29 protein-coding genes are annotated in these 24,438 nt (G+C 33.1%); 21 read left to right on the forward strand and 8 right to left on the reverse strand.

Annotated features, from left to right (window positions below):
• Nucleotides 1-5: 5 nt before the first annotated feature.
• Both CHB80_RS21370 and CHB80_RS21375 read left to right on the forward strand, forming a co-directional pair.
• Nucleotides 6-260, forward strand: coding sequence for an autorepressor SdpR family transcription factor (locus tag CHB80_RS21370; protein ID WP_089373558.1), 255 nt, complete (start codon nt 6-8; stop codon nt 258-260).
• Nucleotides 261-279: 19 nt separating this feature from the next.
• Nucleotides 280-942: an SdpI family protein gene (locus tag CHB80_RS21375; RefSeq protein ID WP_229746827.1), complete on the forward strand. Its 663-nt coding sequence runs from the start codon at nt 280-282 to the stop codon at nt 940-942.
• 375 nt (nt 943-1,317) lie between these two features.
• On the opposite strand, the gene CHB80_RS21380 is transcribed toward CHB80_RS21375, so the two are convergent.
• Nucleotides 1,318-1,608 (reverse strand): DUF493 family protein, encoded by a 291-nt coding sequence (locus tag CHB80_RS21380; protein WP_089373560.1) that lies wholly within the window; start codon nt 1,606-1,608, stop codon nt 1,318-1,320.
• A 92-nt stretch (nt 1,609-1,700) separates the two neighbouring features.
• Between CHB80_RS21380 and CHB80_RS21385 the strand changes: the two genes are divergently transcribed.
• The 18 genes from CHB80_RS21385 to CHB80_RS21470 all read left to right on the forward strand — a co-directional run bounded on the left by CHB80_RS21385 (nt 1,701) and on the right by CHB80_RS21470 (nt 18,047).
• Nucleotides 1,701-2,237 carry an AAA family ATPase gene (locus tag CHB80_RS21385; RefSeq protein WP_089373561.1) on the forward strand — a complete coding sequence of 179 codons (537 nt, stop codon included), beginning with the start codon at nt 1,701-1,703 and terminating at the stop codon, nt 2,235-2,237.
• Complete coding sequence (locus CHB80_RS21390) at nt 2,234-4,126, forward strand: RecQ family ATP-dependent DNA helicase (RefSeq protein ID WP_089373562.1); 1,893 nt, start codon at nt 2,234-2,236, stop codon at nt 4,124-4,126. The genes CHB80_RS21385 and CHB80_RS21390 overlap by 4 nt, the downstream gene beginning before the upstream one ends.
• Nucleotides 4,123-5,091 carry a methionyl-tRNA formyltransferase gene (gene fmt, locus CHB80_RS21395; RefSeq protein WP_089373563.1) on the forward strand — a complete coding sequence of 323 codons (969 nt, stop codon included), beginning with the start codon at nt 4,123-4,125 and terminating at the stop codon, nt 5,089-5,091. Before CHB80_RS21390 ends, fmt begins: the two co-directional genes overlap by 4 nt.
• A gap of 185 nt (nt 5,092-5,276) precedes the next feature.
• Entirely contained in the window at nt 5,277-5,549 is a 273-nt protein-coding gene (locus tag CHB80_RS21400) for an HU family DNA-binding protein (RefSeq protein ID WP_089373564.1), read from the forward strand.
• 236 nt (nt 5,550-5,785) lie between these two features.
• On the forward strand, nt 5,786-6,982 hold the full coding sequence (locus CHB80_RS21405; RefSeq protein WP_089373565.1) for an LETM1-related biofilm-associated protein: 1,197 nt from the start codon (nt 5,786-5,788) through the stop codon (nt 6,980-6,982).
• A gap of 216 nt (nt 6,983-7,198) precedes the next feature.
• Nucleotides 7,199-7,744: a hypothetical protein gene (locus CHB80_RS21410; RefSeq protein WP_089373566.1), complete on the forward strand. Its 546-nt coding sequence runs from the start codon at nt 7,199-7,201 to the stop codon at nt 7,742-7,744.
• A gap of 130 nt (nt 7,745-7,874) precedes the next feature.
• A complete protein-coding gene (locus tag CHB80_RS21415) occupies nt 7,875-8,288 on the forward strand; it encodes a hypothetical protein (RefSeq protein WP_089373567.1) in 414 nt (137 codons plus the stop codon).
• 202 nt (nt 8,289-8,490) lie between these two features.
• A complete protein-coding gene (locus CHB80_RS21420; RefSeq protein ID WP_089373568.1) occupies nt 8,491-8,760 on the forward strand; it encodes a hypothetical protein in 270 nt (89 codons plus the stop codon).
• Between the two features lie 8 nt (nt 8,761-8,768).
• Nucleotides 8,769-9,152 (forward strand): hypothetical protein, encoded by a 384-nt coding sequence (locus CHB80_RS21425; protein ID WP_089373569.1) that lies wholly within the window; start codon nt 8,769-8,771, stop codon nt 9,150-9,152.
• A gap of 124 nt (nt 9,153-9,276) precedes the next feature.
• Nucleotides 9,277-9,897, forward strand: coding sequence for a hypothetical protein (locus CHB80_RS21430; protein ID WP_229746826.1), 621 nt, complete (start codon nt 9,277-9,279; stop codon nt 9,895-9,897).
• Between the two features lie 21 nt (nt 9,898-9,918).
• Nucleotides 9,919-10,824: a hypothetical protein gene (locus CHB80_RS21435; protein ID WP_089373571.1), complete on the forward strand. Its 906-nt coding sequence runs from the start codon at nt 9,919-9,921 to the stop codon at nt 10,822-10,824.
• A 225-nt stretch (nt 10,825-11,049) separates the two neighbouring features.
• On the forward strand, nt 11,050-11,580 hold the full coding sequence (locus CHB80_RS21440; RefSeq protein WP_089373572.1) for a DUF6090 family protein: 531 nt from the start codon (nt 11,050-11,052) through the stop codon (nt 11,578-11,580).
• A gap of 162 nt (nt 11,581-11,742) precedes the next feature.
• On the forward strand, nt 11,743-12,120 hold the full coding sequence (locus CHB80_RS21445) for a DUF2200 domain-containing protein (protein WP_089373573.1): 378 nt from the start codon (nt 11,743-11,745) through the stop codon (nt 12,118-12,120).
• A gap of 66 nt (nt 12,121-12,186) precedes the next feature.
• Nucleotides 12,187-13,293, forward strand: coding sequence for a TlpA family protein disulfide reductase (locus CHB80_RS21450; protein ID WP_089373574.1), 1,107 nt, complete (start codon nt 12,187-12,189; stop codon nt 13,291-13,293).
• Nucleotides 13,294-13,620: 327 nt separating this feature from the next.
• Nucleotides 13,621-15,846 (forward strand): SulP family inorganic anion transporter, encoded by a 2,226-nt coding sequence (locus tag CHB80_RS21455; RefSeq protein ID WP_089373575.1) that lies wholly within the window; start codon nt 13,621-13,623, stop codon nt 15,844-15,846.
• Nucleotides 15,847-16,162: 316 nt separating this feature from the next.
• Nucleotides 16,163-16,699, forward strand: coding sequence for a hypothetical protein (locus tag CHB80_RS21460; protein WP_089373576.1), 537 nt, complete (start codon nt 16,163-16,165; stop codon nt 16,697-16,699).
• Between the two features lie 50 nt (nt 16,700-16,749).
• On the forward strand, nt 16,750-17,256 hold the full coding sequence (locus CHB80_RS21465; RefSeq protein WP_089373577.1) for a hypothetical protein: 507 nt from the start codon (nt 16,750-16,752) through the stop codon (nt 17,254-17,256).
• A gap of 101 nt (nt 17,257-17,357) precedes the next feature.
• Nucleotides 17,358-18,047, forward strand: a complete 690-nt coding sequence (locus tag CHB80_RS21470; RefSeq protein WP_143337210.1) for a hypothetical protein — start codon at nt 17,358-17,360, stop codon at nt 18,045-18,047.
• 64 nt (nt 18,048-18,111) lie between these two features.
• Here the strand turns inward: CHB80_RS21470 and CHB80_RS21475 are convergent, their stop codons facing one another.
• The 7 genes from CHB80_RS21475 to CHB80_RS21505 all read right to left on the reverse strand — a co-directional run bounded on the left by CHB80_RS21475 (nt 18,112) and on the right by CHB80_RS21505 (nt 21,908).
• Nucleotides 18,112-18,870, reverse strand: a complete 759-nt coding sequence (locus CHB80_RS21475) for a LytR/AlgR family response regulator transcription factor (protein ID WP_089373579.1) — start codon at nt 18,868-18,870, stop codon at nt 18,112-18,114.
• Nucleotides 18,871-19,052: 182 nt separating this feature from the next.
• Complete coding sequence (locus CHB80_RS21480; RefSeq protein ID WP_089373580.1) at nt 19,053-20,186, reverse strand: amidohydrolase family protein; 1,134 nt, start codon at nt 20,184-20,186, stop codon at nt 19,053-19,055.
• Nucleotides 20,187-20,247: 61 nt separating this feature from the next.
• Nucleotides 20,248-20,634, reverse strand: a complete 387-nt coding sequence (locus tag CHB80_RS21485) for a 2TM domain-containing protein (RefSeq protein WP_089373581.1) — start codon at nt 20,632-20,634, stop codon at nt 20,248-20,250.
• Nucleotides 20,600-20,953: a 2TM domain-containing protein gene (locus CHB80_RS21490; RefSeq protein WP_089373582.1), complete on the reverse strand. Its 354-nt coding sequence runs from the start codon at nt 20,951-20,953 to the stop codon at nt 20,600-20,602. The genes CHB80_RS21485 and CHB80_RS21490 overlap by 35 nt, the downstream gene beginning before the upstream one ends.
• A gap of 27 nt (nt 20,954-20,980) precedes the next feature.
• A complete protein-coding gene (locus CHB80_RS21495) occupies nt 20,981-21,316 on the reverse strand; it encodes a 2TM domain-containing protein (protein ID WP_089373583.1) in 336 nt (111 codons plus the stop codon).
• Nucleotides 21,316-21,615: a 2TM domain-containing protein gene (locus tag CHB80_RS21500; RefSeq protein ID WP_089373627.1), complete on the reverse strand. Its 300-nt coding sequence runs from the start codon at nt 21,613-21,615 to the stop codon at nt 21,316-21,318. The genes CHB80_RS21495 and CHB80_RS21500 overlap by 1 nt, the downstream gene beginning before the upstream one ends.
• Before the next feature lie 11 nt (nt 21,616-21,626).
• Complete coding sequence (locus CHB80_RS21505; protein ID WP_089373584.1) at nt 21,627-21,908, reverse strand: 2TM domain-containing protein; 282 nt, start codon at nt 21,906-21,908, stop codon at nt 21,627-21,629.
• Nucleotides 21,909-22,396: 488 nt separating this feature from the next.
• On the opposite strand from CHB80_RS21505, the gene uvrB reads away from it, so the two are divergent.
• Entirely contained in the window at nt 22,397-24,397 is a 2,001-nt protein-coding gene (gene uvrB / locus CHB80_RS21510) for an excinuclease ABC subunit UvrB (protein WP_089373585.1), read from the forward strand.
• The last annotated feature ends 41 nt before the right edge of the window (nt 24,398-24,438 follow it).

Genomic DNA, 24,438 nt, shown 5'->3' on the forward strand with positions numbered 1-24,438 from the left:
ATTACTTGAATACACTATTTAAAGCACTCAATGATGAGACACGACGAGAGATTCTCAATCTTTTAAAAGAGAAGGATCTTACTGCTGGAGAAATCGCAGCGGCATTTGATATTTCAAAACCCAGTATCTCACATCATCTTGATTTATTAAAACAAGCCAATCTTGTAAGCAGTATCAAAAAAGGGCAATATGTGGTGTATAGTCTCAACACGACCATATTAGAAGAGGTCATGCAATGGATTATGCATTTAAAAAATTAACCGATTAATAGCCATTATTATGAATGTACGTAAAGAACTTCCGTTACTCTGTATTGTTGTATTACCATTTTTATATCTAGCATATATCTATGCAGATTTACCAGCGACAGTTCCAACACATTGGAATGCTGCTGGTGAAATAGATGATTGGGGATCTAAAGAAATACTTTGGATCATACCATTTGCTACTGGATTTTTAGGGTATGTACTATTAAGTATTGTACCTAAAATTGATCCCAAGAAACAGATCAAACTAATGGGTGCTAAATTTTACCAGCTCAAATTTATTTTTGTATTATTTTTAGCTGCACTAGGATTATACATTCTGTATGCGACCAAACAACAATCAATGTCAAATCCTAATATCTTATTTATACTCATAGGGGTCTTTTTTACGGCTTTAGGAAATTATTTACCATCTGTAAAACCTAACTATTTTGTAGGATTACGTACGCCGTGGACATTAGAAAGTGCTACAGTGTGGAAAAGAACACATAGACTCGCTGGAAAATTATGGGTACTTGGAGGCATTGTCGTTATCCTAGCTTCGCTCCTACTACCTCAGCCGCAAAATCTAGTTGTCTTTTTTGTGATTATTGGTATCATCACATTGATTCCACTTGTGTATTCCTATATATGGTATAAACAAGAAAAGACAGAAATTAACTCTAGCACGATGTAAAAACTAGTTTAGGAGAATTCTTTTTCTTCAGTATAACAATACTTTACCGTTGAAAATTTTTGAAGCCTTGGAAAAAATTTAGGTGAAGTATTGTGGTTTTTCGCTTTAAGCGAAAAAATACCTTAGAAAAAGTGTCTTTTCTTTTGGTTCCGTTTTCTTTGGACAAGCAAAGAAAATGAACAATAGTATTATACGTAAATAATACTCAATTTTAAGAAAAGTAAATAAAAAAATAAACAGTTCTCTACATAGAGTTCACATTAAATTATTTGAACTACCTGAAACAAGCTTCGAAGTATGAAACACTTTGGAAACACCAATAAAAAAGGTGCGGAAAATCTTCCGCACCTTTTTTTATGATAAAGAGGTTATATACTATAAAGAAATAACACCTTCAACCTTTCCTACTTCTTTGTATTTGGCAATTACAGCATCAGGATTTTTCATACGTACATTTATAGACACACTTGTATACTTACCCGTACGTGATTCCTTTTTAGTAATAACAGCACCTATATGATCAAAAATATCTTCTATCTCTTTAATCTTAGCAACACTAGAAGGCACAATAAACTTATATAAATAAGGTGCTGGCCATAATGAAGTATCACTAAGCTGTTCTTTTAATTTTTTGTAAAAATCTTCTGTATTATTATTTGGTGTCATACCGTTTATTTAAGTCGGCAAAGATAAGACAAGCATATAAATTTGTGGTTCGTCTTTGTTTACCTAATTTTGTCTAAACTAGTACCATTTTTATGCCAAAAAGCATTTTACTCATAGGAGGCCCATCAACTGGGAAAACGACTCTTATAAATCATCTTAAAACACTTGGATATCCATGCCTTGAAGAAATATCAAGACAAGTCACTAAAAAGGCGCAAAGTGAAGGTATAGACCAACTTTTCCTTGAGAAACCATTGCTTTTCAGTCAGTTGTTAAAAGATGCTAGAATACAGCAGTTTCAAGAAGTCGCTACCTATGATACTGACTATGTGTTTTTAGACAGAGGAATTCCTGACACAGTGGCATATATGGACTATATAGGACAAGATTACACAGAAGAATTCGTTACTGATTGTAAGACCTATCACTATGATGTTGTTTTTATACTACCGCTATGGAAAGAAATACATCAAACCGATGGAGAACGTTATGAAAGTTTTGAACAAGCTCAAGAAATACAAGATCATTTACTTGCAACCTATCACACCTATGGATATGCACCTATTGAAGTTCCAAAAGGCGATGTTGCATCCAGAGCATCATTTATTATAAATACATTAAAGGGTTGAAGCACACCCCAAAAGACATACTAAAAAAATACTGGGGATATGACTCCTTTAGACCTTTACAAGAAGATAGTATACAAAGCATTTTAAATGGTCAAGACACCATTGCTTTATTACCTACTGGTGGAGGCAAATCGTTATGCTATCAAATCCCTGCATTATCTACAGAAGGAATTGCCATTGTTGTTTCACCTCTCATTGCCTTGATGAAAGACCAAGTCCTGAATCTTCAGGAAAAAGGAATCAAAGCCCTAGCCATTACAAGCGGCATCAAATACAGTGATCTAGACATCTTACTAGACAATTGTATTTATGGAAACTATAAACTCTTATATGTATCACCCGAGCGATTACAACAAGAACTCGTTATAGAACGCATCAAACAAATGAATGTCTCTCTTATTGCGGTAGATGAAGCACATTGTATCTCACAATGGGGACATGATTTTAGACCCGCCTATCGTAAAATTTCCCGCTTACGCGAAATAAAACCCAACGTGCCTTTCATTGCTCTTACAGCAACAGCAACACCCAAAGTAATTCAAGACATTACCGAAGAGTTGCATTTAGAAAGTCCGCTTCTATGTAAAGGATCGTACCATAGAGAAAACCTCACCTATACCCTTATTCATAGCACCGATAAAAATTTTCGCCTTGAGCAAACCCTAAAAAACACCACACAAAGTGCTATTGTATATGTACGTAATAGAAAAGCAACCATAGGTACAGCACAATTTTTAAAAAGTCGCGGGATTACTGCAACCTATTATCATGGTGGCATGTCTCGAGAAGACAGACATACCCATTATAAAAACTGGCGTGATAATAAAACACAAGTAATGGTTAGTACCAATGCCTTCGGAATGGGTATTGATAAAGCCGATGTAGACACCGTTGTGCATCTAGAAATTCCGGATAGTTTAGAAAACTATTTTCAGGAAGCAGGACGTGCCGGTAGAAGTGGACAACCAGCGAAAGCTGTCCTTATATATAATGAAAACGACACCATACGTCTTAACAATCAGTTTTTACAGATCATTCCTACCGTTACCTTTGTAAAAGAAATCTATAGCCGACTCAATAATTACTTTCAAATCTCTTATGGAGAAGGAGAGCTAAGCAACCACCGATTTAATTTCAGTACGTTTTGCCAAACCTACTCTCTACCTACTATGCGAACATATAATGCATTATTGGCATTAGATCGTAATAGTATTATAAGCTTATCACAAGAATTTACAAAAAAAGCAACCGTTACCTTTAATGTAACCGATGTGGCACTTACTTATTACTTGATTAAGAATCCGCAATGGGAGGAGATTGTAAAAACAATACTCCGCACCTATGGAGGTATTTTTGAACAAGCCACCGTCATTAATCATAGTATCATTGCTACAAAAGCAACTACATCTATACATAAAGTACACGATACCTTATTAATGCTTGCCAAAGATGATATCATTACCTATGAGCATCAAAGCTATGATACGGCCATTACCTTTTTAGTTCCCAGAGAAGACGATCGCACCATTCATGTAATTGCATCTCACATAAAAACACAAGCCAATTATAAGAAGCAACAAATAGAAACGATCAAAAACTATGTGGCCAATACTACTACCTGTAGAAATGTGCAACTCCTCGCCTATTTTGGAGAACAACACACAACACCCTGCGGTACCTGTGATGTATGTGTTTCTCAACAGACACCACCAAAACAAAGCGGTACGATTACTGAAGCTATTTTAAATGCGCTTTCGCGAAAAGAGCAAAGCTCCCGTGACCTTTGTGAGTTACCTTTTACAGAAACCGAAATTATTACCACATTACAATTGCTTTTAGATCAAAAAAAGATTACACTTACCCCAATAAATACATATAAGATATTATGAGAGACATACGCATCGTTTTTATGGGCACACCAGACTTTGCCGTTACTATATTAGAAACCTTAGTTACCAAAGGCTATACAATAGCAGGTGTGATTACCGCACCAGATAGACCTGCAGGAAGAGGACAGAAATTACGAAAGAGTGCTGTAAAAGTATATGCCGAGTCACAAGACCTTCCTATACTTCAACCTACCAATCTTAAAAACGAAGACTTTCACGCAGCATTAAAAGCGCTAAATGCAAATCTTCAAATTGTCGTAGCCTTTCGTATGCTTCCCGCGGTGGTTTGGAAAATGCCTGCATACGGCACCTTTAATTTACACGCCTCTCTTCTTCCGCAATATCGAGGAGCTGCTCCTATTAACTGGGCCATTATAAATGGAGAAACAGAAACTGGGGTTACTACCTTCTTTATAGATGAAAAAATAGATACTGGTGCCATTATATTCCAAGAGCGTCTTGCTATAGGTGAAAATGAAAATGCAGGAAGTCTCCATGACCGTTTAATGCATCTGGGAGCAGATCTTGTTACAAAGACGGTAGATGCGATTGCAGAAAATAATGTCACAACACAAATACAACCCCAATCGGGCGATTTAAAAACAGCCTATAAACTCTATCCTGAAAACACAAAAATAAATTGGGACGCTCCTACCCAAACTATCCATAATCATATACGAGGTTTGAGTCCATATCCAGCAGCTTGGTGTTATCTTATGAATAATGATAAAGAAGAACGGGTTAAAATTTATAACGCTTTCGCGAAAGCGTATACAGAAACTTCAGAAGAAAAGGAAGCAAAAAATACAATAGGAACCATTCAAGTAGAAAACGGAAACCTAAAAGTCACCACCTTAAATGGATACCTTTTTATTACAGAAATACAACTTCCAGGCAAGCGAAAAATGGATATAAAGTCACTTTTAAACGGCTATAATTTTAACAAAAATGCCAAAATGCGCTAAACCCGCACTGTCATTGGGCTTACAGAAATAGCCAAAAAAGGCCTTCTTTATTAACAATCGCCTTGATTTATTAACAAAATCGCCGATTTCCCTTGCTATTACTTGCATGAGTGAATTTTACGTATAAATTTGTTGTAGAATTAAACACACAGTTTAACTAACAATAATTAATTAAATTTTACATTATGAACAAATCAGAATTAATTGATGGAATGGCGGAGCACGCAGGAATTACTAAAGCAGCTGCAAAAAAAGCATTAGAGTCTTTCTTAGGAAACGTAGAAGGAACACTTAAACAAGGAGGACGTGTTTCTCTAGTTGGATTTGGATCTTGGTCTGTATCTCAGCGTAATGCTCGTGAAGGAAGAAATCCACAAACTGGAAAAACAATCCAAATCGCTGCTAAAAATGTAGTAAAATTCAAAGCTGGTTCTGAGTTAGGAAACGCAGTAAACTAATCAGACTTTGATATAACATATACATGAGATACATATCTCATTATATTAAAGAAAGCTCAGCAGTAATGCTGGGCTTTTTTTATAAGAACGCATCAAAAGATTTCTACAATTCAGTTACATTTGTGGTAAACTACCTCGGGAAAGCCCACGAGACATTTATATGAAACCGAATTTCAATTTCGAGACAAGCTTCGGAGTATTAAACCCATTGGCGGTGCTAATAAAGTTATAGATTCATGAACCCATCGGCTTTAGGTTGGATAAAAAAACACTTACCATACTTCTTACAGTTTATGGACAACCATCCTATGGACGAAGAAGAAATGTATGCACAGCTTCGAGTAAACGGGTTTATCTATGGTACCTCTATCAAAACACTATGCGATGAAGAGAGTGAGCAATTAAAATGGACCGAAGAAGAAAAGACAAAAGTCAATCTATTTGATGCACTTGCTTTCACCTATTTTGATTGTATAGAAAATGCTACCACTACAGATTGTATAAAAAGTATGATCTCTTTTTACAGTCATTTGAATAAAAACCAAGGCGGTCCTCCTATCAAATTAGGAAGCTCTACAGAGGCTAATTATAGGATTCTTGAAAAGATCATTACAGAACGTATTCAAACCAACGAACCACTCTTTAAAAAGAATTTTAGCCATATTATTACCAATGCGCTATTATTCTTAGATGTATTAAGTTTTGATCATTATCTTATTTCTGGTGAAGATCCTTTACCCTATGCCGTATGCTTAGAAAAAAACCTCACACAAATTGTCTGGTTAGCCCTAAAACAAAAAGAAAATAAAGATCATTATAACGAACTTCTTATCAAGTTATTTGAGAGTTCTATTCGTTATAATACCACGATAAAAAGTGACAATCTTACGCTAGAGGATATACAAAGCAATGTGGTATCTCAACCGCTAGAGCAACTATACTTACTCGACTTATGTGCGTTATCCTTATTTGATGATGAGCAAATAGATGATCATGAGGAGATTTTTATGAATGAAGTTTCTCAAATATTGCATATTTCACCTACAGAAAAAGAAGCATCGCTTGTTGCGGTTGCTCATTTTATTTCAGAACACAAAGAAGATATCGCCTACCTCAATTATAGCAATCCTGTCAAACATTTCTATAACCAAACCACACGAACAGTTTCTACCTTAATACTACGTAATAAGAAACGTCTAGTAAAAGAAATTACACAAAGTAAGGACTTAGTCATCTTATTAGGAAACTCTACCGTACGCGACCTCTCTGACGATGAAAAGAAAGTCGTTAAGAACCAGTTGTTGGATATTTGTAAATCCATTCCTTCTCTTGCTATATTCTTATTACCTGGAGGCACAATCCTACTTCCTATTCTTATGAAGTTTATTCCTACCCTATTGCCAAGTGCTTTTAATGAAAATCAAGTAGACTAACTTGCTATTGATTGCAGATAACTGGTTACAAATAAATCACTGACTATCAATTATATTGCTATATTTGGTATTGGACATATATTAGTGATTCATCACTAGTAATAGACTACTCACAAGAATCCTCGCAAATTCTTTATTCCGTTTCTATTTGCTAAATTAGGTACTTAAGCATATAAAAACACGTTGTGCACATACATAAAACCGTTGGTATTAATTATGAAAAAAGTAATCTACATTTTAATTTCTTTTATATTCTTCAATTTTTCATGCAATAACACTACTCAGCAATCAGAAGAAAAAACAGATGATATTATTGAAGCAGAAACGATATTATCAAAAGAATTCAAACATAGGCTAAGTATTTCACCATATGATATCAATCTGAGAAAAGCTGAAAATAATTGGATATCTGACAAAGTACTTGAGAAAAAAGATAAAGACGGTTATTATAATCTGTTAAAAAAGGTAATAGAAAACGGATTTAGCGATGAACTAGTTTCTGGGATTTACAAAGCCGAATCGAATAATTTAAAACTACGTGAATTCAGACTCATTTTTGAAGAAAATAAAACAATGTTGGACTCTTTACCTAAAGATTCTAGTCTATTTAATATCAATCAGTTAATACAAGAACTTATTTCAAGTAGAAATGTAACAGCAGTAGATATATCAAAAAGTCTATTAAATGGAATTCAGCCAAATGATTTAGATAAAGAGTTTTACCAAAACATCATTATCATCTTTTATAGCTCGATTATTTAAAACGAATCTGAAAAAATAAAAACGAATGCCTACAATAGCTATATGTAATTACTTGTTATCACATACTTATAAAATGAAGCACTAACCTACATAACTACTCATAGTCGAAACTAGTAACATTAATTTAAAAATGAAGAACGCAATAATATATTTCATATTGATTTTCACACTTTTTAGCTGTAAACAAAAAGAAGTTGACGGAATCGAAATCGGACAGACTCTCTATGCAAACCAATCGCTTGAACAGAATAGAAAACTAACCGAATTAATATCACAAATTCTAAATAAAGACTCAAACGCTTTATCGGAGTTGACTGAATTTTGGTGTGGCGGCGGCGCTGGTTGTTATGATTTGGGATTTGTTACAACGCAATTGGTTTATCGAATTGGAGAAAATGATTTTATTAAAATGGCGGAAAAATTGACGGAAAAGCAAAAAATTTTATTAAGTGGCTTATTATCTGTCGGATTTGAATATGGATACTATACTGAAAAAAATATTGTTACGGAATTCCCGAAACTGAATAAATTATTGACGGAATAAGAAACTAACATCAATACTGTATAAAATCATTAAACCATATGGAACATAATAACGTTGCCTAACTACGTATTCAATTAATTGTTCATACTCGCCTACTCACAAAAATCCTTGCAAATTCTCTATTCGGTTTCTATTTGCTAAATTGAGTACTTAAACACACAACAAAGTATATACAAATACGTTGTGTTTCACTAATTTGACAATGACAAAAAAATTAAATTCAAATATCCTTCAAGAAATTTTAAACCACCTTATAGATGATGGTTATAAGATTACTTTCGAAGGACAAGCTTGGTCAAACACAAGAGCTTCTTGGATTTACTTCAATACTCGTTTAAACACAGATAGTTTAATAAATAGATTTGATCCTAAAAAAGAATTGATACTACATCAAAATGACGACCCAAGGTCAGGAAAAGAAAAAGGGCTAATTGATAAATCTACAGAGGAAGGTATAATGGGTGAATTTTAAAGTCATTTATGAATAAGAAGTACAAAATACTACTTAACGGTCAAGAAATTGGAACTACGCAATTGGAAAAAGCAGATGCTCCAATGGGAGTTGTATCCGGTCAAATTAAATCAACAATTCAAAATTTCGGATATAAATTTATTAAAGACTTCTGTAGGTCAAATCAAATTGAAATAGCTGATGATTATCCTGAAGACAAATTGATATCAACTATGACTATTGATTCTTTGATCATTAAAAATGAAAGTGATACTGTAATTAAAGGAATTGGAAATCAAATTAGCGGAATGGATAGCGAAGGATTTGAAATCACAATTCTAGGAATATCATATCCGTTTTATGAAGAAGAATTTCCACACCATGTGAAAGCCTATAATGAGATGTTTAAATAATAAAAACGAAATAAAAAGTTTTGACTAAGTCCTTATTTGAAAGTTCACTACTTTTAATTCTCGTACAAATCATAGCCGAAGCCGTTGTAAGCCATTTGAGGAAACTCAAGATTAAATTTTAAATATGATAAAGAAAATAAGTTTTCTACTTTTTATAATGCTAACGAGCATTGCTTATTCACAGAATGATAGTATTCCTGGAGAAGCAGAATATCGAAAACATTATGATTGTACTTATGAAGAAGGAAATATTTTAATAGTTCAGAGAAAAGGAAAAAAATTAGATTACGAAAAGAGCTGGAAACCTTCAAAAGAAGGCTTTGTCATGAGAATGGAGGCCATTTATGATTTGGAATTTTCAGATGGAAAAAGATATAGAAGTAGTGTTTTGAAAAATATTTCTGAAGATAGTATCACAATCAGTTCAACAATGAATGAAAAGTGCGCTGAATATGAAGGAATACAATACGAACTAATATCTTATCCTATAAGTTCTATAAAAATTGCACGATTTATAAACGATAGATCATTGGGATTTTTTTCTAAAAAGAAATTGGAAAAGAAATATGATTTAATTGTAAAAAAAGTTGATAAAGCAAAATTATGTCCGGCTGTTTTGACTTTTCCTAAAAGAAATAATGAGGTCAAAGTTTGTCACTACTATTTGACAAGTCAAGGGTATGACATCCTCTTTGAAACTAATGGATTTTTGGATTATATGCAATACCCTGTAAATTGGAATTAAAAAACTGCACACAGCAAACTTATGAAATACCATAGTATTTTTCTTCTTACATTTTTGATTTTTGGATGTAAGGCTCAAGGGCAAAATCGAATATTCAAAGAAGAGGAGAAGAAAGCGAAAGAATTTATGGAATCCAAAATAGTGGAAATCTATAATGACCAATTCAAAACAGAATTCATTGGAACTTGGCACGAGTTTGGAAAAATATACGGGTTCAAATTTTACGTCGTTGAAAATAATGACAATCCTATTGCTGTTGAATATAATCTTGAGAATCAAAGTCCATTTGAATTTAACAAAGAGGCTTTTGAGAAGGAATATGAGTCAATTAAAGTTAAAATAAAGGCTTCAGAAGAACTTGAGAAAAATATTAGAACTTATTTTTCAAATGCAAGAGTATTATCTGATAGAATTGAAAATCGTGATGGAACTTATCGTTGGGTAAATACTATTTACACAGCAATACCTTTAGATAAGGCCAAAGAAAAAACATTCTCTCAATTAGATTCTTTATGTATGTCTTTATTAAAAAACATTAAAGAACAAGAGGTGTTTTATAATTTCTATTTTCCAAAAAAAATTAATAAAGCCAAGTATTCAGACAATCGATTTTCTTTCTTTGAGTATGATAATTTTCGTAAAAAACATATGTACCACTACCGAGTTGACTTTACAAAAAATGGAGAACAATTCGAGAAAACGAATCAAAAACTATACGATAACTTAAACGAAAAACAGTCAGGAAAATTAAAGGACTCCATAGAGAAATGGGGAAATAAAAATGGATTTGAGGACTGGGAAATATCATTGCTTATTGAAAGTAGTATTGATAGAGATCTTGACTACAAAAAGTTTATGTTAAAGAGTTCGAATGGAGAGAAAAAGTTTGGATTTATTAATAAAGAATCGAATGAGATAATAGACTGACTTTAATATCTGACAACGGAAAAACAAAAAACCGAATAAGAATTACTAATACCAACAATGTATAATTACAATTACAACGGATTCAACTACGTTCAAATCCACTGGGTAATTACTAAAATCTGTGTCAAACCAAAAATAATCACTAATTTACCCTATAACTGACACCTATATAAAACCGCTGCCCCAAAGTCTAAGATTTAATATAACCAACAAAAAAGATTCTAAATGAAGCACTTAATCAGAGAAATTATTCCCGTAATTCTTGGGATTCTAATTGCATTAGCGCTCAATAATTGGAATGAAAACAGGAAGGATAAAAAATATCTGAATCAAATTTATACATCCATTGACAATGAATTTGAAGAAAGTATCATTAATTTAAAAGCAAGCATCCCAAAGCAGCAAGTACTACTTGATAGTATTACAAAATATATTAATGATGAATCAATTTCAATATATGGAATCATAACTAAAGCAGATGGAATTCAAAAACCTACAATTAACACTAATACTTGGAGAGCAATAGCTAATTCTAAAATCGAGTTAATTCAATTTGAAAAATTATCAGCTTTATCTGAAATAGAGGAGTCAAAAAAGAGCCTCGAACTAAAAACAACAAAACTTGTTGATTTTCTGATTGAGAATCTTAAAACGACGAATCAAGAGAAAAAAGAGGTCTTTCTCTTATTGAGTCAAGAAATTCTTACTACAACAAAATACTCACAATTAGAAATTGAAGAATTTCTAAAAAAGTAAAAACAACTCTATATATAGCATGTAACTCATCGCCCATGAATCTTAATTGAAATTCATTGCAATTTGCTATCTTTCGATTACATCGGAGAGGTTTGTTAGGCATTTTTCGCAACGAGCCATGCAAAAACACGTTAACTCCAATACATCCAAAATCAAATAAAAATGAAAGTTACTGTCGAAAAAAATGAAAAAGTCGCCAATATGATATTTGCGACCATTTATCCTTTGTATTTGAATAGGTTGAAGAAAAATGATAGAACGAAAGAAGAACTTGATCAAGTAATTAAATGGTTTACTGGTTTTGATCAAGATACATTACAAACACTTATTGATGAAAAGGCAACCTATAGAACATTTTTTCAAAAAGCAAAAATACATCCTAATGCACACATGATTAAAGGAGTTGTATGTGGTTATCGAATTGAAGAAATAGAAGATGAATTTGAAGTATATAAACAATGTAGGCAAATGGAAAAGCTGATTGACGAATTGGCAAGAGGTCGTAAAATGGAGAAAATTTTACGTGAAGAAAAAAAGTAGAAACTATTAAACTCCATTAAAATCAAGTTTAGTCAGAACGTTAGGTAACATTTGAAAAACAATCTTATGAAAAGAATCACCATCATTTTACTTCTTTTTAATATCGTTATTAGCTGTAAAAAAGAAGAAGAAATTAATGTTCAGTATATAACTAATAAGTTTAATGAGAGTGTTGAAAGTATTGATCAAATCCAATATGACGTACAAAATGTAATGACTTTTTCAGATGGCAACATTTGGAACAACAAAGGTTTTGCAATTCTTGAAAAAGAAATCGCTGATACAATTTTTGGATTCTCTTTTTACGGAATTAGAAATGATATTAACAAGTCCTCTATTTATAAAGATGGTGTTGGATTTAAAATCTCAAATTCAGAAAGAAATTTTAAACAAGAAAAAGGCGGATTACACTTTTTGGGTAGTCCAGGCGGGCAAATGATTTACAAAGATTTTTTCAAATTAGATACTGTTTACAAAGACCTTGATTTTTCTGAAACTGATCAAGTATATGTACTCAAATACACATTTGAAGATGATGTAGAAAACAACATAACTGATAAAACTAAAACAATTGAATTAAGCAAGGAAAACTTCCTTCCAAAAAAAGTAGTTACATCACTTCAACCAGATTTTGGGAACAAACAAACTGTCGAATATATATTTGAGAATATCAAAGTCAATCAAGACATTGATAAAAAAATTAATTCATTTATAGAAGAATTAAATGAATATGATCAACTAATAAGAGAAAAACCAAAACCAAATCCGTTATTAAAAAAATCATTACCAGAAATTACACTAAAGGATTTATTTGATGAAAAAGACAATGTAGCTATTGGAACAAATAAACTGACTCTCATTGACTTTTGGGAAGTTTGGTGTGGCCCGTGCATTAAGGCTTTTCCAAAGGTAGAAGATATCAAAAACAACTATAGCAAGGACCTTATTGTAATCGGAATCGTCTCTCAGGATATTGAAAAAGCAAGAAAGTTGGTTGAGAAAAAAGAAATTACTTTTTTGAATTTAATTGGAAACAAGGAATTAAATCAAAGGTTTAGTGTCAATAGTTGGCCAAGATATTTTTTGGTTGATAAAAATGGAATTATCCAAGAAGAATACTATGGGTTTTCTGACCAAATTGAAAAAGACATTAAGAGACTTATTAGCCAATAGTATAGCTACTTAACAGTCCTTATAAATAGTTACTAGCCTTAGTATACTCACAAAAATCCTCACAGATTTTCTATTCGGTTTGTATTTACTAAATTAGTTGTTTCATAATGCAACTAATTTTTTACAATCCCTTTAGGTGTCATTAGCAAATAAAACCAATAACTATAGTTTTAATACAAGTTTATGTTACAAGCCATCCACCAAAATTTAAACTTCTATCGTTCATTTACTTCTACATATACGCCTAGTTTAAGAATTGTAAAACGATCTACTGACATACATTACAATCAAAATCTTACTATTTTATAAGCCCAGATAATTATATACATGGAAGTTACACCAAAAAAAGGATTTAAGGGTTTAGTTGAAAATTGGCAAAGTGATCTTATCGCAGCAGTGAGTGTGTCTCTTATTGCTTTACCCCTTTCATTAGGTATTGCATTGGCAGCAGGAGCACCTGCAATGTCAGGGATCATTTCAGCAATTGTAGGAGGTGTTGTGACTACTCTTTATAGAGGTGGTCATATCTCTGTAAATGGCCCTGCTAAAGGAGTTATCGCAGTTATACTATTGGGTATTGCATTAATGGATGACGGCTCAGGACAAGCCTTTAATTATGTCTTGGCAGCAGTGGTTGTTTCTGGTGCAATTCAAGTATTATTAGGGTTATTAAAGTTGGGTCGATTAGCCGATATCTTCCATTCTTCTGTGATTCACGGTATTTTGGCAGCCATCGGGATTATCATCTTTGTCAAGCAAATCCATGTTGCCATGGGTACGCATTCTGATAGCCCGAGCATTATTCAAAACCTTATTGATGCCTTTAAATACTTACCTCAAGCAAACCCTTTTGTAGTAATTATTGCATTAGTAGGCTTACTTTTATTATTGTTTCATTCCAAAATTAGCAATCGTCTTTTCCATATTTTACCCACACCGATGTGGGTCATAGCACTCTCTATTCCGTTTGTGTATTTTTTCAATTTCTTCGATCCACATACGCTTTCATTTTTTGGAAAAGCATATGAAGTCGGTCCAAGTCTATTGTTAGATATTCCAGATAATATTATGGATTCTATAATGTATCCTAATTTTGGTAAAATTAATACCATTGAGTTCTGGACAACCGTAGTCTCTATTTTAATCATCACAAGTATTGAGTCATTAGCTATTGCAAAAGCAGTTGACAAAATTGACCCATACAAACGAAAAACAAATTTGAATAAGGATCTGACAGGTATTGGCTTGAGTACTATGGCAGCAGGTATGATTGGAGGTTTACCCATTATTGCTGTGATCATTCGAAGTACGGTTAATATCCACAATGGTGCAAAAACAAAGTGGTCCAATATGTACCAAGGACTGCTACTATTACTTTTTATTGTGGTATTGAGTCCAATAATGAGACAAGTACCACTATGTGCTTTTGCGATCTTACTGGTGTATACAGGTTTTAAATTAGCTTCTCCTGCTGTATTTAAACAAGTGTATAACCAAGGAATTGAGCAATTAATATTTTTTATAGCTACATTGGTGCTCACCCTCTACACTAATTTATTAATTGGATTACTTGGCGGATTATTATTGGCTATGGTAAGCCATATGCTATTAGCAAAAGTATCTATCCCTCAATTTTTTAAAATGGTGTATCGTTCAGGTTCAGATTTGATTATGCAACCAGATGGTAGTTATGATTTAAAGATCAAAGGGATTGCAAACTTTTTAGGCATCTTAAAGATTGATAAAATGGTAGCTCAAATCCCTTCTGGAGCAAATGTCAATATTGATTTATCAGAAACAAGATTGGTAGGAATTACCTATATGGATTATATCGTGGATTACCTCAAAATGCAAAAGAATACAGGCGGTAATGTTATCATTAGAGGATTGGATTCTCATGTCTCATCATCTACCCATAATAGAGCATTAAAAATTGCTTTAAATAATCCCGTAGTAAAATTATCACCAAGACAAATTCGTTTACAAAATTTGGCCAGTGAAAAAGATTATCAATACACAAATCAAGTAGATTGGAATACAACCTATCTAAAGAAATTTCACTTTTTTGAAATTAGACCTATTGAACGCAAATCAAATTGCCTCAAAGGAACATTTAAAGGCCTAGATGTACCTTGGGAAATTTCAGATGTAACTTTTAGTGAAGGAGCTGCTTTTACAGCTGAAACGTTTAACATGACACTAATGGTTCTAAAATTACAAAAAAAGATACCTGTTTTCACAATGGAAAAAGAAGGGGTATTTGAAAAAATATTTGATCGTGTAATGGCATATACGGGCTATAAGGATATCGATTTTGAAATGTATCCAGATTTTTCCAAAAAATTTCTGATTATGGGAAATCAGGAATCTGAAATTAGAGCATTTTTCACAGATGAAGTCATTCGTTTTTTTGAAAGTCATCAAATTTACCGTGTAGAAAGTAATGGCGAAGCACTTGTCTTTTTCGATAAAATCAAATTAGCAAGAACAGATGAAACTGTTGCATTTATAGAGTACGGTAAAGAATTGGCCACACTCTTACATAAAGTGTAAATTAAAGTATAGCAACAGAAGAAAAAATTGGTCATCTTACGCTGTATAAGACAGCTAACATATTTTAGCATTGTAAGCCAAGAGACAACTATTGGGGTCACTCATTTTGTTTAAACCAAGGACATCTTGAACATACCACTAGTTGAATCATTTCCAAACGCTACACATCGTATACGTAAAATTATTCCTCAAAGAAGAGAAAAGTAATTAAACAATTTAAAATCGTTCTATAAATTAATCAACAGTATTATTTGGGGTATTTACTTTAGATTCCTAACTTAAATGACAAAATACTGATTGACTTAACTATATCATTATGGAACAATTTTTAAATCTCCTAATATCTGCGCTTATTAGTAGCAGTATTGTTGGTGTTATTCTAGGATTAATTTTCAAAAGAAGAAATGAAATAATTGCTTCTGAAGTTAAAAACCAGTTTGAAAAAAACATGACCGTTTTTAAATCAAATTATATATGGAAAGAGAAGATTATTTCTGAGTTACTTGGACAAATCTATATGCAATTTAATAGAACAAAAAGAGCATTTGATAGATATCAAGACACGAATGTGTATTTAGAAGCAAAAGTGTTAAAAGACGGAAATGAAAAAATAAGAAACTTACTGCTGGAAAAAGCCCATTTAATTCCATTAGAACTCACAGATGATGCCAGTCAACTCATTGAACATTATGATGTATGGCTTGAAGAATTTAATAAGCATAGAAATGATGAAAATCCAAATTTAGATCAGAAATTTATTTTTGCAGGCCCTAAAGGCTATATATTTCCGCGTGTAGCAGAGCAGAATTTTAAGAAAAAATACCACGAATTAAGAGAAGAACTATTCACATAAGTCACAACACATACTTCCCATAATTAGTAACAAAAAAATAGTAGAACACTATGAAAAAAGTATTCCTACCCAGTAGCATCTTCGTTTTCTTTTTATTGTTTTCAATAAACTCATATGCATGCACTTGTAATTGCAAATGGGATTGCACATTTAGTAAAATTTCTACAAAAAATGATTTTGTTGCTTTAGTAAAAGTTATTGAATACTCAGATTATTTGGATATAGAAAATAGATATGGAGAAAAAAGACCTTATTCAATAACTGTAGAAATCATCAAAAAATATAAAGGCACAGAACATCGTAAAAGAATAAAAATATGGGGTGATAATGGTTTTTTATGTAGACCTTATATCTCCGAACTTAAAATTGGAAGCTATTATTTAATTGCACCTAACATCATAAATAGCACTTCTGAACTAGGCAATGCTGGAGACTATGACTTCTTTGTATGCGATGTTGATTATTTAGAAGTAGATTTCGATCAAAAAGTAGCCATTGGTGAATATTCTAAATGGCGAAAAAATATAACACTAGCAGAATTTGAGCGTAAACTTTAAAAATAGAAATCAAACGAAACGATCAATTCCATCCAGATTAGATTATCGAACAGGAGTTTAAAAAAATAAATACTCGGAAGTAACAAGATACACCAATAATTATGAGACTCATAAGAAACACAATAGCCGTTTTAAGCATATTCCTTTTGGCTTGTCATGGACAAAAAGAAAAGCAAGAGTCCGAATTAGAATCAAAACCCATTATTGAATCTTCAACAGAGACAAAAACAACATCAAATGTCTTTATAGATTATTCAGAGGCTGTAGCGCTTTTTGCTCAAGAAGTTTTGGGAGAGAACATAAGAATCCACGTATTTGATGTATCCGCTTTGGAAGGGCCTAAATGTTTAGAAGTATTCAAATCAAATGGACTTGAAAAAATTGTAGCCTATTCAAACAAAACGTATCCAAAAAATACAGCTCCCAATTATTACGAACATTTTACTGTATTTACCGCCACATACAATAGTTCTGAAAATGCAAAAAACAACTTTGAACAATTAAAATCAGATTCCAAATACGGACTTACAGATTTGGAAAACATACATGGAACGCTTGCTGAAAGAGTAAAACTCCTAACGATAGGAGCAAAACCTGGAGGAATGATCATTCAAAAAGGAAAACAACTTTTTAGTTTAGTAGAAACTTGTAGAAATCCACCACATGGAGACAATTGGACTGCCTATGAAAATAAATTTATTTCATATATAACAGCACAAGATGAAGAAATTGAAGTCTTAAATGCCGATTGTGGCACGGACAGATATTATCTTGAAAAAAGAAAAAACTAATGGAGGATCCTAGATTACACACGATAGTAAAAGTAGCGGCGTAACGTACCTCAACATATACACATCAATCAATCCATGTTTTAAAATCCTTCACACGTTCTCTACTTACAATAATTTCTTGCTCATTCCAGTTATTGAGCTTGATTTGTAATCGAGAGTTGGTATAGGAAATGATATCATTGATAGCATTGATATTTATATAAAATTTACGACTTACTCTAAAAAAGGTTTTAGGCTCTAGCTCATCTTCTAGATTTTCTAAAGTTGTATCTAATAGGTAATTTCTTCCTTCGGTAGTTCCCGCATACGTCCCTTTGTTTTCACTGTAAAAGCACTCTATTTCATCTACAGGAATCATTTTAAGATGTTGTCCAATCTTGGTTGTAAAACGACTTTTATATTCACGCTCTACAACGGTAACACCTAATAACTTTTTAATGTCCTCAAAATTCAGTGCTACATCTTGCTGTTTTGGGATACGTTCTTTGTATTTCGCGACAGCTTTTTCTAAATCTTCATCATCTATTGGTTTTAAAAGATAGTCCACACTATTTAACTTAAAAGCTTGTAAAGCATACTCATCAAATGCTGTGGTAAAAATAATAGCGCTTTTTACTTCTACTTGATCAAAAATTTCAAAAGACAGTCCGTCCGATAGTTGAATATCTAAAAAGATAAGATCTGGATGTGCATTACTTTTGAACCAAGCTACCGCTTCTTCTACAGAATGTAACATCTCATTTACGGTTACATCCAGCTCAGAGAGCATTCTATTTAATCTCCTTGCAGATGGTTTTTCATCTTCTATAATCAGTACATTCATCATGATTGGTATGCTAAACGTTTTATTAATTCATTTTAAGTGTAAGCCCATATCAAGTAGTCCTTTATAAACTATTGATCTTGTGCTTCTAATTTCGCTTTCGCGAAAGCGTATACAGATTACTTAACACCCATATACTTTACTATATAAATATAGTTTAATTTGTGTTTTAGACAGCTTATTTATTTAATAATAACTCCATCTTTCCATATCATTTCTATACTAGAAATATGGTCCATAGCCTCTAAAGGGCTTTTAGAGAGTAATAACATATCTGCGATATATCCTTCTTTGATAAAACCTGTATTTCCAATATTGAATTTTGTTGCAGGTAATGAAGTAGCACTTTTTAATACATCTATAGCTGGAATTCCTGCTTTGCTAAAAAAGATAAGCTCTTTATACAAATCGGTTCCCATATTGATTTCTGCATTTGGAGGATCTGTTCCTGCTAAAATAGGGATTCCAGCATCATACAATCGCTTTACTTCTTTTAATAATGCCTCTTCTACTTTTGCTGTTTCTTCTGCTGTTTTTCCATAAAAAAGAGGCTGTACCAGTACATTGGTTAATACTGTAGGGATAACAAAAAAGTTTTGATTTTTTACTAAGTCATCTAATTGTTCTTGTGGTAATTGCCCATCTCCCCAGATGTGCACCAAACCATCGGCACCATTTGACAAAACTTTATAGGCATCTTCTTTTTTAGAAATATGTGCCACTGCCACTTTATTTTGTGCATGCGCTTCTTCTATAAGTGCCTTTGCTATTTCATGAGAAATGGTCGTTTTCCAAGGTTCTACAATAATCTTAATATGATCTACGCCAGCTTCTACTCTATCGGCAATCCATTGTTTTGCGTCTTCAGGTTTTTCTAAGGTAGGTACTTCAAAACCATACTGTGTTCCATGACCGCCAGGGGCTGTTGCAGCATACCCAGCTCTGTACAAACGTGCGGTTCCTTCTTGATCACGCATATTTGTCATATAATGTTGCATCGTTTCTAGCCCATGCATGTCTAATAAATTCAATACACCTGCTTTTGCAGCTTCATATAATTGTGGTACCATAAATGAATGTACGTGGCAATTGGTAAGTGCTGGCATTAAAAATCTTCCATTTCCTTCGACTATTTTGTGATCGCCTTGAATATCCTTCCCTACTTTTTTGACAATACCTTCTTCTATAAGTACAGAGGTATTCTCTATAACGGTTTCTCCATCAAACAACGTCACATTTTTTATCACAAAAGACTCTTGTGCTTGAATTCCTAAAAATGTAAACCAAATGATGACAATGGTGCTATACAACTTCATAATATGTTATTTTTTGATTGATTATTACTTTTCATTCCCTTGAAAAAGGATATTATTTATGTTATTTCTTACTATTACTTACAGAATCTTCTTCTTCTGATTCCATATATTCTTGGATCTTACGTTCTTCCCACTTTTTGTAAAAACTATTATAATGCACTTTTTTAAATACATATAACCAATGCATCAACAAACCTATTCCCCATAAAACGGGAGTAATTAACCGTGCCCAAAATGGAATATAAGAGGTAAACTCTCCGCCATCAAAAACACCTGCATAAAACAATTGTTCTGCGGCACAAAAAAAGATATAGGCAAATAAGTGTGAATACCATCCTTTTTCATTTTGTATTTGTTTTTTGACGCGTTCGTATTTTTCTTCGTCTCTATGATTCATTTTGAAATACTTTTCATTACTTATTTTTTGAAGACCTCTTTTTGATGACATGAGAAAAATCTTCTTCCTCTTCCTCCATAAACTGCTTTATTTTACGAGCTTCCCATTCCTTATAAAATTTTAGAGAACTAACTTTCTTAAATACTTTAATCCAATGCCCCAATAATCCAATACCCCAGAAAAAAGGAGTTGTAAAATGAACCCACCAAGGCATGTATCCAGTAATGCTACCATCATCAAATAGTCCAAAATAAAATAACTGTAATAGTGTATTAATCACTAAGTAGATAAAGAGGTGTGAATACCATCCTTTTTCATCTGCTATTTGTTTTTTTGCTCGTTGTAATTTTTCTTGATCTACAGCTGCCATCTTCTTTTACTTTTTAATTGTCCTCTTTTATTTTCTAATCGTACGTATAAAATCCTCTTCTTCCTCTTCCATGTACTCTCTGATTTTACGCTCTTCCCATCTATTGTAAAAATTTGTGAAACGTACTTTTTTAAATGCATATAACCAGTGTACAAAGACATTAAGTCCCCAGAAAAATGGGGTCGTAAAACGTACCCACCATGGAATATACTGCGTAAACTCTCCGTCATCAAAAATGCCTGCATAAAATAATTGCAATAGTATATTTACAGTGATATAAATGAAAAGGTGTGAATACCATATTTTTTCATTTTCAACTTGTTTTTTTACACGTTCGTATTTTTCCTGATCTATAGCTGCCATTAGAACCAATTTTGACTATTTCTATTTTCCTTTTCCATTTGCTCGCGAATTTTACGTTGCTCCCAGTTTCTACCTAAAAATAAGTCTGTTCCGAAGAGTTTAAATGCTTCTATCACGATGCCTAATCCCCAAAATCCAATAATCCATAAAAACCAAGGGTATCGTAATCCATTTGAATAATAATTAAATCCTAAGAATATAATCCCAAATAAAAGGAAACTTCCTAATTTACCGTAAAACTTTCTAAGTGCTGCTACACGTGCTCTCGCTCTTGCGTATTTATCTTCTTGATATTCCATAGTTTCCATTTTTAAAATTCATCATCACGTAATAATTCTTCTATTTTACGCTTCTCCCAATCTTTATTAAATAAAGGGCTCCATCCAAAAGTTTGAAATGCATGACACAACACGCCTATACCCCATCCTGCTATTGGAAATATGGCCCAAAAAAATGAAGTGGTATAATAATTAATAACAATAAATGTAGGCACCATAAATAAGTATACGATTAAGTGCGTATAAAATTCTTTTATTTCAGCTACATATGCTTTTGCTCTGTCATATTTATGTTGTTGGTGTATATCGTTCATGATTCCTGTGTTTTAAAATTACGATGTAAAGATGATATAATCTAGTATTCTTAAAAAGTAAGAGTCACCCAACTGTTATTTTTTTAGGATGAATTGCAAAAAATAGTATCAAAATTGATTAACACTCATAAGACATAGCTAAACATTTCTTTTTCAATAGCTTTAAAAAACACATGTATATGCTCGTAAATTGTCTATAAGTAATGATTTATCGGCACTCACCATAAACCACTTAAGGGAAACTATATTCGTAGTATACAATTTCAGATAGTACGTGATACACTATAGATTTGATTTTACATCACTATAAGATTGACCTGACAATCTTTATATAAAATACTATTTTGAATTCCATATACACTAAACTTGTAAAACGGGCTGAGCCCGTTTTACTTTTATATATACGATGCAAGATTCCTAATGTTTTATGTCTAATTACGCTTTCGCGAAAGCGTAAAAAGCCTTAATTTAGCATAGCTACTGTATCTATGAAATTCAAACTACAATCCGACTTTAAACCTACTGGAGATCAACCTACTGCTATCAAATCTCTTGTAGAAGGTCTTGAAGCGCAAGAAACCTATCAAACATTACTTGGAGTTACAGGTAGTGGAAAGACATTTACTGTTGCAAATGTGATTGAACATGTTCAAAAACCTACCTTAGTTTTAGCACATAATAAGACACTTGCAGCACAGTTATACAGTGAGTTTAAGGCTTTTTTTCCAGAGAATGCGGTAGAGTATTTTGTCTCGTATTACGATTACTATCAACCTGAAGCATTTATTCCTTCATCGGGTGTATACATAGAGAAAGATCTTTCTATTAATGATGAGATTGAGAAAATGCGATTGAGCACCACCTCTTCCCTACTTTCTGGAAGGCGCGATGTACTGGTAGTGGCTTCAGTTTCTTGTTTATATGGTATTGGAAACCCCGCCGAATTTCAGAAAAATGTCATTGAGATCAAACGCGATCAGATTATTGCGCGTACCATGTTATTAAAACAGCTTGTACAAGGTCTTTATAGCCGTACGGAAATGGAGTTTGGACGTGGTAATTTTAGAATCAAAGGAGATATTGTTGAGATCTTTCCTGGGTATGCAGATATTGCATTTAGAGTTCATTTTTTTGGAGATGAGATTGAAGAGATAGAAGCTTTTGACCCTAAAACAAGTGAGGTGATTGAAAAATACGAACAGCTTCGTATTTACCCTGCAAATATGTTTGTGACCTCTCCTGAAGTACTTCAGGGAGCTATTAATCAAATAGGAGAAGATCTTGTAAAACAGGTTGATTATTTTAAAGAAATAGGAAGACACTTAGAAGCCAAACGACTGGACGAACGGACTAATTTTGACTTGGAGATGATTCGCGAACTTGGGTATTGTTCTGGAATAGAGAATTACTCTCGCTATCTGGATGGAAGAGAACCAGGCACGCGTCCATTCTGTTTACTAGACTACTTCCCAGAAGACTATCTAATGGTGGTAGATGAAAGTCATGTAACCGTTTCTCAAGTAAGTGCGATGTATGGAGGTGATAGAAGTCGTAAAGAAAATCTCGTCGAATATGGGTTCAGACTCCCTGCAGCTATGGATAATAGACCGTTAAAGTTTGAAGAATGGGAACTACTTCAAAATCAAGTGATCTATGTCTCTGCAACTCCTGCTGATTATGAATTACAAAAATCGGAAGGCGCCTATGTAGAACAAATCATTCGGCCTACAGGACTTTTAGATCCTGTGGTAGAAGTACGTCCAAGTCTCAATCAAATAGATGACCTCATCGAAGAGATTAATAAAGTAGTAGAGCGTGATGAGCGTGTATTGGTCACAACATTGACCAAACGAATGGCTGAAGAATTGACCAAATACCTTGTTCGTATTGATATCCGTACACGATATATTCACTCAGATGTAGATACCTTAGAACGTGTTGAGATTATGCAAGATCTTCGTAAAGGGCTCTATGATGTATTGGTGGGAGTTAACTTATTGCGTGAAGGTCTTGATTTACCCGAAGTTTCATTGGTGGCGATACTTGACGCAGATAAAGAAGGGTTTTTACGCAGCAAGCGTTCGCTGACACAAACCATAGGGCGTGCTGCTCGTAACGTAAATGGGAAAGCTATTATGTATGCAGATAAGATCACTAGAAGTATGCAAGAAACCATAGATGGCAGTGATTATCGTAGAACTAAACAGATTGCATATAACGATGCTCACGGACTCAAACCGCAAGCAATTAAAAAGAGTTTAGATAATGCGCTTACGCGAAAAGCAACCTATACTGTAGAAGCGCAAAACCTTATTGATCTCGCTGCTGAAGATGCCGCAACTTATCAAACCAAACCAGAAATAGAAAAAAGCATTAGAGATACCCGAAAAGCTATGGAAGCTGCGGCTAAAGAATTGGACTTTATGCAAGCTGCTAAACTACGTGATCAGATTAAGGTACTTCAAGAAAAATTAAAGGAACTAGCATAAACTTCTAAGATAGCTGGTATTCGTATATTAGTAAACACTAA

The organism is Dokdonia pacifica (genome assembly GCF_900188275.1).
Taxonomy (GTDB): domain Bacteria; phylum Bacteroidota; class Bacteroidia; order Flavobacteriales; family Flavobacteriaceae; genus Dokdonia; species Dokdonia pacifica.